Origin of the sequence: Lactococcus sp. FSL W8-0209, from assembly GCF_038006585.1 — a bacterium.
In the GTDB taxonomy this organism is placed as follows: domain Bacteria; phylum Bacillota; class Bacilli; order Lactobacillales; family Streptococcaceae; genus Lactococcus; species Lactococcus lactis.
On the sequence record NZ_JBBOVN010000001.1, the window covers coordinates 1,915,298 to 1,929,699 of the forward strand.

The window sequence follows — 14,402 nt, forward strand, 5'->3', positions numbered from 1 at the left end:
TTTGTCAGTAAGTTTCTGTCAGTAAGTTTCTGTCAGTAAGTTTCTGTCAGTAAAAAAAATAATCATCTGAATGATGATTATTTTTTATTTTCTAAGCGTCATAATCTAAGTTATCAGCATGACCAGAACCATTACCAACAAAGAAACCTGTTTTAGCATTGATTGATACTAAATACCGACCATCTGGTGCATAAAGATTGTAATAACCACTAACAATTCCGGCTGGGAAACCTTGGGAACCATTGGTTGTATGAATCGCTGTTGGAACTAAAATATAATTATCTCCTGTAATATAGCCGCGTTCACGGGCTTTATTCAGAACCATTTCTTTAATTCCAGCTCCCCATGTGAAAGCAGGATCATTCGTGTTGACTCCAGCTTGAGGTTGGACACGTGCTGCTGATACTTCTAAATTAACTCCGTTGCTACTCAAACCATTAGTATTACTACTTGTGCTGGCATTTGTACTTGAACCTGCTGAAGCTGCTGACGAAGGAGTCGTCGTAGAATTGCTTTGACTAGCTGTACTTGATGTAGAACTTTGGCTAGTAGCTCCTTGATTCGCTTTAGCTTCTGCTGCACTTGCAGACGCTTTAGCTGAACTTTCCTTGGCAACTTGGCTCTTAGCTAAATCAATGGCTTGTGTCAGTAATTTATTCAGGGTTTCATTGGTTGTTTTAGGAGTTTCTGGAACTTTTACATTTGCCACTACTTTAGCTGCTGAATCAATTTTTCCGTCAGTAATTGCTGCGCTAGTAAAGAGAGCATTCACTTTCTTAATCGCATTAATTTGGTCTTTTAGGCTTTCTGTATCAGAAACTGCATTTGACCATGCCATGGAATTTTTGTGAGCATCAACTAAAGTTTCAAGAGCTGATAACTTGCTAAATTGACTATTTCTCAAAATAGTATGTGATTTGTCAATGAAAAAAGCATCGTATTGTTTCTGATATTTATCTAAATCACTCTGACTGCTTTGAGAAGTTTGAACCGTTTTCCCTTTTTGATGACTATTATATTGAGCAAACCCAATCGCTCCAGCTGCAATTAAGACAATTGCACATAGACCAATAATGATTGGTTTTTTACGATTTTTTGACTTTTCGTCAGTAATTTTTGCCGCATTTTCTTCTACTTTATCTGCTTTAAAGGATGTTGTTTCAGCTAGTAAGTGAGGTGAAACTGATTCAGCAGTAATAACTTTATCAGGAATATCACTTTTTGTCTCTTTTGGTGACTCTGTCACTTTTTCCTCAGCTCCCGATTCAAGGACTTGATTATTTTCAGTAGAATCTTCTTTTGAATCAGATTTAATTTCTTCTGCTGGTTCTTCTGTTACTTTTGGTTCAATTTCTGATTTTTCGTCAATTATTGAATCAGTTTTAGTGTCAGCGTCAGTTTCAGAAATTTCTGGTTCACTTGGCTCGTCCATTGGAACTTCGTTTGCTGACATCATAACTGGTGCAGCAACTACCTTCTCATCTTGTGGACTTTCGGCTTCTTCTTCGTCAGTTGGTTCAGTTTTCTTGACTTCTTCAACTTGTGGAGCTTCTTTTTGCTCTGGCAAAGTACTGACAGGAGCGTCGACCATCACAACTGGATCTAAAACTAAATCATTTTTTGATTTTTTAGTTTCTTCGCTTTCCTTGTCAGCAACTTCTAAGTCTTTATTTTCTGCTGACAAATCAGAACCAGAACTGTCAGTAACTTTTTCAGTTTCAATTTTTGAAGCTGCTAATTCATCATTCTCGTCGATTTCCTCTTTGGAAACTTCTTGAAGTTTTTCTGACTTAGCTTCTTTTTCTTCTTCAACCGGAACTTCTATATTTGTACGTTCTGCCTGAATGAATTCATCCAAATTTTTACTTTTGGCTTCTTCAATTTCTCCACGGTGCTGACGAATATATTTATCTAAAACAGACTCATTTTCTTCATTTTCTTTATCAACACGTTTTGATTCTTCAACAATTTGCCCTACGGTAAAATCTTGTAAATCTTGAAGTTTCAAAGTTTTTTCACCAATTTGTTGCTCATTTTTTGGCTTATTATTGTTATTTTTATTTTTGTTTCTATTTTTTTTATTTTTGTTTGACATTTTTCCTCCGAATAAGATTCCCACAATTCCAATAAAATGGTGAATCAGACAACGAGAGTTGCTCAAACTCGTCTGAATTTTTACTGACAGCCGTCATCACTAAAATTTTTTTGTTTTAGTAATAGCTTTTTGTTCTGTCAGTTAAATTTATTTCATACGTTTTCCGAAATACATATACAAATCTGTTCTAAGTGTTCCGTTATATAGTTTGCGTTTTTTAGTTGCTTTTGCCCCATAATGCTTTTCAAAAGCGACATCACTCGTCAAAATGTATTTACTCCAAGTTTCTAGTGGCGCAAAAGTTTTACCCATTTCACCATAAAGAGCTGCAACAGCTTCTTCATCTTCCAAACGCACTCCATAAGGCGGGTTAGAAACTAAGACACCGTCAAGCTTATCAGTTCTAAAATCTTGAAGTCGCATTTGCTTATATTTTATCACATCTGAAAGGCCTGCCGCAAGTGCATTATGTTTTGCAATTTCAATCATTTTTCCATCAATGTCAAAACCTTGAATATCCAATTCTAAATCTGTACGAATTTGTTTTTTGGCCAAAGCTTTTTCTTGTTTCAAAATTTCTTCATCAAACCAAGGCCATGCAGTAAAAGCAAATGGACGATTCATTCCTGGTGCCATATTTAAAGCCAGCATTGCTGCTTCAATTGTAAATGTTCCAGAACCACAAGTAGGATCAACAAAAGCACGACGAGGATTTGCTAACCAATTGGTTAATAAAATAATCGAAGCTGCCATATTTTCTTTCAAAGGAGCTTCTCCTTTTTCTGAACGATAGCCTCGTTTAAATAAAGAATCGCCAGTCGTATCAATCAATACAGTTGCCATATCTTTGTGTAAAGCAATCTCAATTGAAAATTTAGCTCCATTTTCAGGAATTGGAACACCTTCAGGACGATGATAAGTCGTCTGTAATTTTTTGACAATCGCTTTTTTAGTGATACTTTGAATTGACGGCTCATTATGTAAAGTTGATTTCACTGCTTTAGCTTTGCTGACAGGAAATTGGCTTCCAAAAGGAATAAGCTCCGCCCAGGGAAGCGCATAAACATTTTCAAACAATTCATCAAATGTTCTAGCTTTAAATTCCCCAACTACAATTTTTACACGGTCAGCCGTTCTTAACCAAAGATTCGCCTTAGCAATTGTTGCCAAATTTCCCTCAAAGAAGACACGTGAACGGTCGTCAATTGAAACATTTTCAATTTCCAGATTACGAAGTTCGCGAGCAACTAAACTCTCTAAACCACTTGAAGAAGTTGCTAATAACTTGAATTTCTTTTGCATTTTTTAACTTTCCATTCTCTGCATAAAATGAGCAGAGATAATTCTATCTATTTCAATTAAACATTATTTATCAAAAAAAGCCGAGGCTAAAAGCCCCAGCCTGTGTCATACAGTTTTCTATAAGCCATGTTTTGTTCCAGTTCAATTCACATTCGTGAATCTCCCCTTCGATAATCATCTGTCTGCCAAAATTCTTAATTTCAGCCTCGACCACGCCTTCATTTTGGCTAGTCAAGTGCCCCGACCATAAGTTTGGGTTGCTCGCTTGAGGGGTTTACCACGTTCCATTCTTAGAGTTTCCTCTAAGACTCGTCTCTATGGCACTTTTACAGGCTACTCACGCATATCAAAAGACTTAGCGTTTTGGCCAGCCGTTAGGCATGACGCTCCTACCTAGGTTTATTGTTTGACCTAGCACAATCACTGCGTGCATCTCAGCAACGCGCGAGCATGGACTTTCCTCACGATTTACAAAAAAATCGCGCGATTATCCGAAAACTGTTTTTATCAAAAATTAAGCAGAACAATAAAGTTCATTTACCAAAATCTTTGCCTTCACATCTTGTGAAGTTTGCAAATAGGCTCATTGCTAAACCTAATGCAGAACATAAAACATTTCAATTTTATATTTTCTTAGTTGTTTTCACTAGCAATGCCGTTAGGTCCAAATACAGCTTGTTCTAAACGATTAATTCGTTTGAGTAAATCAAAATTACTTGGATTACGCATTTCCACTTTTGGTTTACTTGAACGTGCTTGAAGAATTTGGTTAGGGTCAAAGCGTTGTGTATCATCAAGATTTGCTTGATTTGGTTTAGAAACTTGCATTTCTAATTCAGCAATCTTTTTCTTCAAAAACTCATTTTCCTCTTGAAGACGCAAGTTTTCAGTCTGATAAGTTTCATAATCAGCAATAACATCATCAAGGAGTTCATCGACTTCTTCTTTATCGTAACCACGCATCTTTGTAGAGAAGTCTGCTTCATAGATATCTTTAGGCGTAAATTTAAATGTCGGCATTTTTACCTCTTCATCATCATTATAAAATGTCCATACTTATGATAACAGATTTTCAGTTTTTTTTCAAGGTCAACCTGATTAAAGTGATATCAAAAAGATAGGATTTATCAGCTGCACTTGTTTTTATATCAAAATCAAGTTTAATTAAATCAGAAAGTCCATTTTTTAAGGATTTAACGTTTAATTTTCTAACCAATTGATTGGCCAATTTTACAGGATAAGGGTGCATTTTTAAAAAGGCAACTTGTTGATTTTCTTGCCAACCTTTGTATTGGAAAAGTTTGACTTGTAAATACAAACGATAAGAATTTGTCAAAATAGCTAATATTTTAATTAAATCTTCCCCTTGCAAGGTCAAATCATGTACTAAATCACGCGCCTCATCAATTTTTCCTTTAAAAATTAAATCAGTTAAGGCAAAAATATTATCTTGTAGCGATTTTGGGACGACTTTTTCCACATCATCAAGTGTCACTTCTCGCCCTAGTGCATAAGTTTGAACGAGGTCAATATTTTGCTTCATTACTGAAAAATTATCATTTGATTTGGCGGCGATTAAACTCAAAACTGCCTTTGGTAAAGGACTTATTCGACTAAAATATTGAATTAATTCTTGACTCTTTAATTCTTGTGCTTCAAGCAAAGCTGCTTTAGCTTTTAATTTTTTAACAACTTTAAGACGACTGTCCAATTTTCCATAAAGGATTAAAACAAGTTGCGTAGTTTCCGGCGGATCATCTAAAAAATTTTCAAAGCGCTTCAACTGTTTTTCATCTAAAACACTTTTTTTAGCCGTTGTTAAATTAACCAAGTTTTCTAGGATTACCAACCGAGAATCTGAGAAAAAAGGGAGAGATTCCAAATCTTCAAGGGCTAAATCACTATTACTAGGAGTTAAGTCATAATAAGCCTGACTCAAATCCGTTGGCTCGAAATTAACCTCTGTTAAGAGCTGATTTTTCAATTCTCCAACTAGTTCCCTTGACTCACCAAAAATTACTAAAATTTGAGGGAGTCCTTTTCTTTTGATTTCATTAAATTCATCAAATACTGTCATTTTTAACTACCTCGTTACCATTTTTAAAGCAAACCCCAAGAGAACAAGGAGCAGGATGAGCAAAGCAAAACCTAAACAACCAACTTGAAAGAGTTTAGCAAAACTTGATTTTGCATTTCTAACAATTTCATTATCAGGTACAGCTATTCTTTCTTCCATTGATTTATATTTTTCATTAGAGTCAAAAGTGACATAGCCCCCACCGATAAAGCCATCATCTTCCGTCATTTTATTTCCATACAAGGCGTCATTCCATGTAATCGGTCGATACGCTTCAACTCCTGGAATAAATTTTTGTGAAGAAGTGATATTTTTATCTGCCTTTAATTCTTCATAAAGTGTTCTGACTGGGGCTTTCATGCCGCCTTTTAAAATCTCATCATCAGCAGGCCGATTCCAAAATTCTAAGCGCATATAAAGCTGACCTAATATTTGTAAAACTGGTTCTTTGCGTTCATTTAAAACCAAAGAATCAGCTAAAACATTTTTTTCCTTGATTGAAAGTTCTTTATTTTGCTCATCTTCTCGTAAGATTTCATAGATTTGTAGAAAATAGTGTCGATAATATAGTTCCTCACTCACTCTTCTACTCCTCCAATAAATTCTCCATCTGGACTAACAAGGACTTTACGAGGAGTCGTTCCTTTAGCAGGACCAACAATTCCCTGCGCTTCCAACTCATTCATCAAGTCAGAGGCGCGATTGAATCCAACTTTTAAAGCTCGTTGCAATTGAGCCGTTGATGCTTTTTGAGCCATAATAACCATATTTCGTGCTTCTTCAAATAAGGGGTCACCAGAACCTGTATTTGAAGCGCCCGTACCAACTTGACTCTCATCTACCTCACCGGGGTCAAAGCTTTCGTCATACTGAGCTTCTGATTGGTCTTTAATAAAGGTCACAACAGATTCGACATCATCGTCAGATAAGAAAGCCCCTTGCAAACGAATCGGATGATTTTCATCAATAGGTTTAAAGAGCATATCCCCACGACCTAGTAATTTTTCAGCCCCATTAGTATCTAAAATTGTTCGTGAATCTGTTCCAGATGAAACAGCAAAGGCAATTCTTGAAGGAACATTTGCTTTAATTAGTCCAGAAATGACATCAACAGATGGACGTTGCGTTGCAAGAATCATATGAATCCCTGCTGCTCGAGCTTTTTGTCCCAAACGAATAATTGCATCTTCCACTTCTTTACTGGCAACCATCATTAAATCAGCTAATTCATCAACAATGACTACAATCAGAGGAAGTTCAAGCATTTTTTCATCTGATTCTGCATTATATCTTTGTACTTTTTCATTATATCCAGCAATGTTACGGACGCCATAACGACTAAAGAGTTCATAGCGTTCTTCCATTTGGTCAACAACTTTTTGAAGGGCACGTGAAGCTTTACGTGGATTTGTTACGACTGGAATCAATAGATGAGGAATATCATTGTAAACAGAAAGTTCGACCATTTTAGGGTCAACCATCAGAAACTTCACTTGACTAGGCAAAGCTTTCATCAAAATTGAAGTAATAATACCATTTACCGCCACTGATTTACCTGAACCAGTTGATCCTGCAACCAATAAGTGAGGCATTCTTGTTAAATCAAATGTGCGAATTCCACCATCTAATGATTTACCAAGAGGAATTTCTAACAATTTGCTTGGATTAGTTTTGCCAGCCTCCCACATTTCGCGGAAACCAACCATTGCAACTTCGGCATTAGGAATTTCGACGCCGACTAAAGATTTCCCAGGAATTGGTGCTTCAATTCGGATATCTTTGGCAGCTAAGGCTAATGCTAAATCATCTGATAAATTAACAACGCGTGAAACTTTTGTTCCAGTCGCTAATTTGATTTCATATTTTGTAATTGATGGACCAACGACTGCCGATTCAACATTGGCACCAATCCCAAAAGATTTGAAAGTTTCTTCTAAAATACCAATATTTTTACGAACATTCTCACGTTCGCCTGATTGATTTTTGACAGGAACTTCTGCCAGTAAATCAATAGTTGGTAATTTATAGTTACCGTTGTAGTTATTAGTATTTGAAAAATTGACAGGTTCATCATCAAGAGGAACTTCTGCTAAAACTGGACTTTCAGTTTCATTTTCATTTTCTTCAAAAGGCGCTTCCGGAATATTAATTGGAATTTCAGTAGGTGCTGAGGTAAATAATGAATTTTCTGCTGCCTCTGGAAGCTCTTCTCTTTCGGCTACTGCTTGTTTTTTTTCTAGCTCAGCAAGTGCTTTCGCTGCTTTTTTAGCTTCTGCTTTTTCGGCATGCTTTTCTTTCCATTTCGCTAAACGTTGATGTAAATCTTCACGCATTTTAGGGAAAAGTCTTGGAATCATGAGATAAATAGCAACTAACCAAAGTACTGCAGCAATAATATAGACACCAATGACTGAAAACAAGGCTTTAGCAGGCTCGGTGATTAATGCTCCAATGACACCTGAGCCGACAAAATGAATGACACGGCCAGCCATTAAATCAGACCAGATAAGATGAAAAGTTTCATTAAATCCTTGATGAAATCGAATTTGAAAGACAAACATTAGGCCGATAAAAGTTAAAATAATGGCTGGAATAATTCTTTTATTTTCTTTTAAAACTTGCTTACGAAAGACGGAAATAATCATTAGTCCAGCAAGCAAGAGAAGAAAAATAATCGCAAGAGAACCAACAAATAAGCGGACAATGTTGTAAAGTAAGACTCCGACAATTCCTAGGCGAGCAAGCGCAAATAAGATTAAAAGAAGCCCAACAAAAAAAGCAATCATTTTGCGTGTTGCGGCCTTTTTCTGTTGTTCTTTTTTAGTATTTCTTCTGGTTGTTTTTTTCTTTGCAGGCATTTTTTTACTTTCACTCATTTTTAATAATATTGACAGGTTTGTCAGTAAAACAATATTAATTATATTTATTTATTTTTATAGTTAACACAAACTGACAGTTCTGTCAGTCATTTAAATTCTTTATAAAAGAATGGATAATTCCACTTACAATTATATCATAAATTTGATACAATAAAATTATGGAAAATATCAATGATTATAAGGCTTTAGCCTTCTTCGATTTAGACGGAACGTTGCTTAACAGTCAAAGTAAACTTGACCAAGAAGTTATTGAAGGAATTCATCGGATTCGCGAAAATGGTGTTTTACCTTTCATTGCTACTGGCCGTGGACATTTTGAACTTGATGAAATCATGAGTTTAACTGGGATTAGTGGAGCGGTTGCCATGAACGGACAGTATATTGTTTTAGATGGTGAAACAATATATAAAGAAGAAATTCCGACAAGTAGTGTTGAAAAATTACTTGAGGCAGCAAGTCCTCACTCAGAAGCTCTTTCTTTTTATGACAGTCAAGGTTATTGGGTGAGTGAATTAACTGACTTAGCTAAAACCGCTTATGCTTACACTCATATGCCAATGCCTCAGGCAGATGCTAGACGTTACCTCTCTCAGGAAGTCAATATGCTCTTGGTTTTGACCAATCAACTCAGCCAAGTTGATTATTATAAAGAACGCGTTCCTGAACTTAACTTTTTCATGAACTCTCCAAGTTCGATTGATGTTACAAACAGCACAACTAATAAAGGGACAGGAATTAATCATGTCAAAGAGGTGCTAAATTTCACTGGTCAAACTTTTGCTTTTGGTGATGGTCGCAATGATTTAGATTTATTCAAAGCAGCTGACCACAGAACGGCAATGGGAAATGCTGTTCCTGAATTAAAAGAGTTAGCCGATTTTATCTCTACAGAAAATACTAACCACGGAATCATCAATGCTTTTAATCATTGGGGCATCATGTAAAGTCTAATAAAAAATTACTGACAGAAAGTCTGTCAGTAATTTTTTTATTTATTTTCAAGGACTTCTCGTCTTCGATAGACATAAGCAAGAATGAAACAGAGGGCAACTGGTAAGGTCAAAATTAAGCCAACACCGTTAAAAACAGAGGCTACACAATAAAAGATACCAACAACTAAGAAATAAATTCCCCAACCTTTTTCTTTTGTCAATCTTGCAAAAGCCACCCAATTTAAAGCTAGTAAAGCGATTAAAATCAGAGCTGCAATCATTGCTGCGGTAGACAATAATTGCTTATCAAATCCTGAATCTTGAAGTTCTGTCATAATTTCTGAATTCTCTGGCATATAAATAATGGCCCAAAAACTAATTAGCCCAACAAGTGCCAAAATTGAAAAAATAATCGACCCTACTAGAGCAAAAATTTTTGATTTTCTCATTTTTTCTCATTTCCTTTTTGATTCTTTAATTATAACATTTTTAGACCAACAAAAAAATCCGCCTCAAATGGCGGATTAATGACAGACTTGTCAGTAATTATTCATTTACAAATTTACTGACAGAATATCATTATTTATTTTAAAGCTTGGGCAGCTGTGATAATTGCAAGTTTATAGACATCTTCTTCGTTACTTCCACGAGAAAGGTCAGAAACAGGTGCGTTCAAACCTTGCAAAATTGGCCCAATCGCTTCAAAATTACCCAATCGTTGAGCAATTTTATATCCAATATTTCCTGATTGAATATCAGGGAAGATAAAGACATTGGCACGACCAGCAACAGTTGAATCTGGTGCTTTTTGACGAGCCACCGCTGGAACAAAAGCAGCGTCAAATTGAAGTTCACCATCAATTTCAATTTCAGGGTAATCTTCTTTAACAAGTTTTGTCGCTTCTACTACTTTATCAACATCTTCTGATTTCCCAGAACCTTTAGTTGAGAATGAAAGCATGGCAACTTTGGGGTCAATATCAAAGAGTGCTGCTGTTTCGGCTGAAGCTACAGCAATATCGGCAAGAGTTGGTGCATCTGGTTTGATGTTAATCGCACAGTCACCAAAAATATATTTTTCATTGTCATCACGACCACGAACCATAATAAAAGCACCAGAAACAGATTTTACTCCTGGTTTCGTTTTAATGATTTGAAGGGCCGGACGAACAGTATCAGCAGTTGAATGAATTGCGCCAGAAACCATTCCGTCAGCAATTTTCATATAAACAAGCATTGTCCCAAAATAATTTGGGTCTTTCAAGAGCTCTTTTGCTTGTTCTTCTGTAACTTTACCTTTACGACGTTCCACAAAAGTTTCCGTCATCGTTTCAAAACGTCCACAATTTTCTGGGTCATAAATCTCAAAGCCTTCAGGATTAATTCCACGTGAAATCAATGTTTCAGTGACTTCTTTTACATTTCCAATAAAGACAGGTGTAATTAGTCCATCAGCGTTAAGACGATTGGCAGCACCTAAAATACGTGCATCAGTTCCTTCAGGAAAGACAATTTTTAAGCCTTTTCCACTAATTTTTTGTTTCAGTGATTCAAAAAGTTCCATTTTGACAAAATCCCTTGGTTACAAATTTCTCATAACCCACCGCTTTAAGTTGCGGATTTCCTTTCTGCAATTGTTACGAATTAAGTATATCATACTTTCACAAAAAAAGTAAGCATTACCATTATTGCTATTTAAGGACAATTAGCCTTTTTATTTTTCCAATTTTTCACGAGATTCACTAGCCAAAAACAAAAAAACTGTCATAGACAGCTTTTTTTAGTCGTTTAAAATGCTAGCGATTTTCGTCGTAATAATATCAACACCAACAGTATTTGATACCCCTTCAGGAATAATCACATCTGCATATCTCTTTGTGGGTTCAATAAATTGATGATACATTGGCTTAACAGCATCTAAATACTGTGTAATTACTGAATCAAGAGTTCTTCCTCTTTCTTCAATATCTCTGCGAATTCGACGGATAATCCGCACATCGTCATCTGTATCAACAAATATTTTGATATCCATTAAATCACGCAAACGTTCATCTTCTAAAACCAAAATTCCCTCAACGATTAAAACATCAACAGGTTCTTGACGGTAAGTTTCTTGTGAACGCGTATGTTTTGCATAATCATAAATCGGAATATCAACCGCTCGTCCATATTGAAGCTCTTTTAATTGAGCAATTAAATAATCTGTATCAAAGGCTAATGGATGGTCATAGTTCGTTTTTGTCCGTTCTTCAAAAGTCAAATGCGATTGATCTTTATAGTAACTATCATGTTCAATCATTGCAATTCGTTCATTTGAAAAAGTTTCTAAAATAGCATGTGAAACACTTGTCTTTCCACTTGCTGACCCACCAGTGACACCAATAATCAACGTTTTCTTCAAAATTAATTCTCCAAATTTTCTTCTATATATTCTACCACAATTTTTGAGCTTTTTGTCATCAACTGACAATTTTTTTACTTTTTAAGCGTTCACATCAAAAACTCTTAATTTTACTGACAAAAGCTCTTAATAAGTGACATGGAATCTTTGGAATTCTTATTTTTATAATTTATTTACTGAAAATTCAATAGTAGAGCAATGACCTTTAAGAAAAAATTTGATATAATAGAACAAGCTTTTAACAGAATTTTAGAATCTTCTAACGAATGATTCTGTCCACCTATAAAGGAGAATTTGATGCTAAAACTTGGAGTAATTGGTACGAGCTGGATTGCTCGCTCATTTATTGATGCTGCCCATATGACTGAAAAATTTCAGTTTTCTGCGGTCTATTCCCGTCGGCTCGAATCTGCTGATCAGTTTTCTGCCGATTTTAAAGACATCCAAAAATTCGATAATCTTGACGATTTTTTTAAAGCTTCACTTGATATTATCTATATTGCCAGTCCAAATGCCCTCCACTTTGAGCAAGCTAAAGCCGCAATTTTAGCCGGACATAATGTCATTGTTGAAAAACCTGCCTTTTCAAATCCTAAAGAACTGACAGAAATTATTAAGCTTGCTAAAGAAAATGAGGTCTTCTTCTTTGAAGCAGCCAGAAATATTCATGAACATTCATTTTCGATTATTAAAGACTTTCTTGCTGACAAAACAGTCAAAGGGGCAGACTTTACTTATTCAAAATATTCATCAAAAATGCCTGCTCTTTTAAACGGTGAAATCCCTAATAAATTTAATGCAAAATTCTCTGGTGGACTTTTAGCCGATCTTGGTGTATATCTTTTGTATGCTGCAATCTTTTGGTTTGGCAAACCAAAAAAAGCAACTTATGATGCAGTTTTACTTCCGTCAGGCGTTGATTTAGCTGGTGTTGGAATTCTTGACTATCAAGATTACAAAGTTTCGATTAAATGCGCAGGAAATGTGAATTCATATCTTCCTAGTGAAATCTATACTACTGATGGAACTTTAATTTTGGATGGTGTTAATGCGATTACTTCTGCCAAATTCATTACTATGGATGGTTCAGAAACTAGAATCGACATTGAAGCTCCAAAACACTCTCTTTATGATGAAGCTGTTGACTTTGCCCAAATCTTAGAAAATAATGATTTTGCTGCAAGTTATGACCTACATCAATTTGCCCAAGAAGTTTCAGAAACTTCATACCAAATGCGTCAAAGTGCTGGCATTGTTTTTGATGCTGACAATAAATAAAGCTCATTAAAAGTTACTGACAGAAATATTTTGTAAGGCTGTCAGTAATTTATCTCTGGTCTCTTAGTTAAATTGGATATAACTACTGCCTCCTAAGCAGTGATTGCCAGTTCGATTCTGGCAGGGGCCATCTAATAAAAAAGAACACCGAATTCGGTGTTCTTTTTTATACTCAATCAATCCCAAACGAACTTGAGAGTTGATTGCTATGAGCCACTAAGTTTGATTTATTTATCAAAGATTTTAAGACGAGGTTTAATCAATGCTTAGTTATAAACAACCCAGCTACCAGCAGGAAGTTTACTTGCCATCGCAATTTGTTCTGCCAAAGTCATTCCAGCATATTCGCCATGGCCTAGCAATTGGAAAGCACCATAAGCACCTGAACTTGAATTCACACTATCAATCCCACCATTTGATTCGTGAGTAATGATATAAGCCCATTCGCTAGCAGAATAGCCCGCTGCATTAGCTGTATTCGATGCCATATAATTAGCAAGAGCTTGGATGTCAACTTGTCCAGAAGTTTGGCTCATATTAAGCCCACCAGAAACACTTTGTGTTGCTTGAGTTGGTGCAACTGATGTAACTTTAGTAGGTTGTTCTTCAGCAGTTTTAGTTGTTGCAGAAACTTGAGTTGTTGTTCCTGTAAGAATGTTATTAACTTCTGTTTGGATTGCTTTCACATCAAAACCTTTACTTTGAAGGTTAGTGACACGAGTATCTCCATTTCCGTAGTTTCCGTTAATTACTTCTATAGCAACTTCATGAGTTGATTTAGGTGTATCCGCATGAGCGATTCCGCCCCCAATAAACATGAATGATGCAACTAATCCCGTTGAAATAGCAACTTTACTTAATTTCATTTAGACCTTTCGATTTCGCCACTAAGAACATTCCATAGGATTCAAACTGAATCCAGTCTATCTTCTATTAACATGGTTACTTCCCATACACATCATAAAGTCCGAACGCTTGTGTAGGATTACCGTAAGCAGTTTAACGTCATTGCACGCTATGGACGTTTAAAAACTCATTTCTCACAACTTATTGTGAGTTAAAAAACAATTTAACATCAGTAGTAAATTTTCTCCACCACTCATGAGAGATGATTATATTATCCATTACTTAACCGAACCTTAAAATAAATGCTAAGAATCCCTCACAAAACTGATTATAAAGTCTTTTCCTTCAAATCTTATTCTCATATTGTAGTATCTTTAGTACGAACTATTGGAGACTTAAACCGTTCACAAATCAATTAAAATTAGCATATTTTATATTTATCTTAACAAAGATTACTAAATATAATCTTCAAGTCTATGTTGATTCTTAACCTATAATCAGTTATAATTACAATAGAAATGAAAGCACTTCAGTAAAATGAGTAACATTTGTTAACATTTTTGCTTAAATATTTTTAATATGATTAAAAAAT

Annotated in this window: 12 protein-coding genes, 1 tRNA gene and 1 other RNA gene; 3 read left to right on the forward strand and 11 right to left on the reverse strand. The window is 35.4% G+C overall.

Translation table 11 applies throughout. The features are described 5' to 3' along the window. Positions 1–91: 91 nt before the first annotated feature. The 7 genes from MKX45_RS09465 to MKX45_RS09495 all read right to left on the reverse strand — a co-directional run bounded on the left by MKX45_RS09465 (position 92) and on the right by MKX45_RS09495 (position 8,332). Positions 92–2,095 (reverse strand): cell division site-positioning protein MapZ family protein, encoded by a 2,004-nt coding sequence (locus MKX45_RS09465; protein ID WP_139008505.1) that lies wholly within the window; start codon positions 2,093–2,095, stop codon positions 92–94. A gap of 147 nt (positions 2,096–2,242) precedes the next feature. Further along, a complete protein-coding gene (locus MKX45_RS09470) occupies positions 2,243–3,397 on the reverse strand; it encodes a THUMP domain-containing class I SAM-dependent RNA methyltransferase (RefSeq protein WP_003129451.1) in 1,155 nt (384 codons plus the stop codon). A gap of 115 nt (positions 3,398–3,512) precedes the next feature. Further along, positions 3,513–3,896, reverse strand: an RNA gene (rnpB, locus tag MKX45_RS09475) — RNase P RNA component class B. A 134-nt stretch (positions 3,897–4,030) separates the two neighbouring features. Beyond that, positions 4,031–4,417: a cell division regulator GpsB gene (gene gpsB, locus MKX45_RS09480; protein WP_003129453.1), complete on the reverse strand. Its 387-nt coding sequence runs from the start codon at positions 4,415–4,417 to the stop codon at positions 4,031–4,033. A 52-nt stretch (positions 4,418–4,469) separates the two neighbouring features. Beyond that, positions 4,470–5,474: a DNA polymerase III subunit delta gene (holA, locus tag MKX45_RS09485; RefSeq protein ID WP_340817109.1), complete on the reverse strand. Its 1,005-nt coding sequence runs from the start codon at positions 5,472–5,474 to the stop codon at positions 4,470–4,472. Between the two features lie 6 nt (positions 5,475–5,480). After that, complete coding sequence (locus MKX45_RS09490) at positions 5,481–6,056, reverse strand: hypothetical protein (protein ID WP_057720073.1); 576 nt, start codon at positions 6,054–6,056, stop codon at positions 5,481–5,483. Continuing rightward, positions 6,053–8,332 (reverse strand): DNA translocase FtsK, encoded by a 2,280-nt coding sequence (locus MKX45_RS09495; RefSeq protein WP_057720075.1) that lies wholly within the window; start codon positions 8,330–8,332, stop codon positions 6,053–6,055. Before MKX45_RS09495 ends, MKX45_RS09490 begins: the two co-directional genes overlap by 4 nt. Before the next feature lie 179 nt (positions 8,333–8,511). On the opposite strand from MKX45_RS09495, the gene MKX45_RS09500 reads away from it, so the two are divergent. After that, entirely contained in the window at positions 8,512–9,297 is a 786-nt protein-coding gene (locus tag MKX45_RS09500; protein ID WP_003129459.1) for a Cof-type HAD-IIB family hydrolase, read from the forward strand. A gap of 44 nt (positions 9,298–9,341) precedes the next feature. On the opposite strand, the gene MKX45_RS09505 is transcribed toward MKX45_RS09500, so the two are convergent. The 3 genes from MKX45_RS09505 to udk all read right to left on the reverse strand — a co-directional run bounded on the left by MKX45_RS09505 (position 9,342) and on the right by udk (position 11,686). Beyond that, positions 9,342–9,734 (reverse strand): hypothetical protein, encoded by a 393-nt coding sequence (locus tag MKX45_RS09505; protein ID WP_003130340.1) that lies wholly within the window; start codon positions 9,732–9,734, stop codon positions 9,342–9,344. 134 nt (positions 9,735–9,868) lie between these two features. Next, positions 9,869–10,849, reverse strand: a complete 981-nt coding sequence (gene pta, locus MKX45_RS09510) for a phosphate acetyltransferase (RefSeq protein WP_003130342.1) — start codon at positions 10,847–10,849, stop codon at positions 9,869–9,871. Positions 10,850–11,065: 216 nt separating this feature from the next. Beyond that, complete coding sequence (gene udk / locus MKX45_RS09515; protein WP_010906081.1) at positions 11,066–11,686, reverse strand: uridine kinase; 621 nt, start codon at positions 11,684–11,686, stop codon at positions 11,066–11,068. A 297-nt stretch (positions 11,687–11,983) separates the two neighbouring features. Here udk and MKX45_RS09520 point away from each other — a divergent pair, with 297 nt between their 5' ends. Both MKX45_RS09520 and MKX45_RS09525 read left to right on the forward strand, forming a co-directional pair. Further along, positions 11,984–12,964, forward strand: coding sequence for a Gfo/Idh/MocA family protein (locus tag MKX45_RS09520; protein ID WP_057720079.1), 981 nt, complete (start codon positions 11,984–11,986; stop codon positions 12,962–12,964). Positions 12,965–13,021: 57 nt separating this feature from the next. After that, positions 13,022–13,094 (forward strand) — tRNA-Arg (locus MKX45_RS09525). A gap of 136 nt (positions 13,095–13,230) precedes the next feature. On the opposite strand, the gene MKX45_RS09530 is transcribed toward MKX45_RS09525, so the two are convergent. After that, positions 13,231–13,830 carry a transglycosylase gene (locus tag MKX45_RS09530; RefSeq protein WP_003130347.1) on the reverse strand — a complete coding sequence of 200 codons (600 nt, stop codon included), beginning with the start codon at positions 13,828–13,830 and terminating at the stop codon, positions 13,231–13,233. Positions 13,831–14,402: the final 572 nt, after the last annotated feature.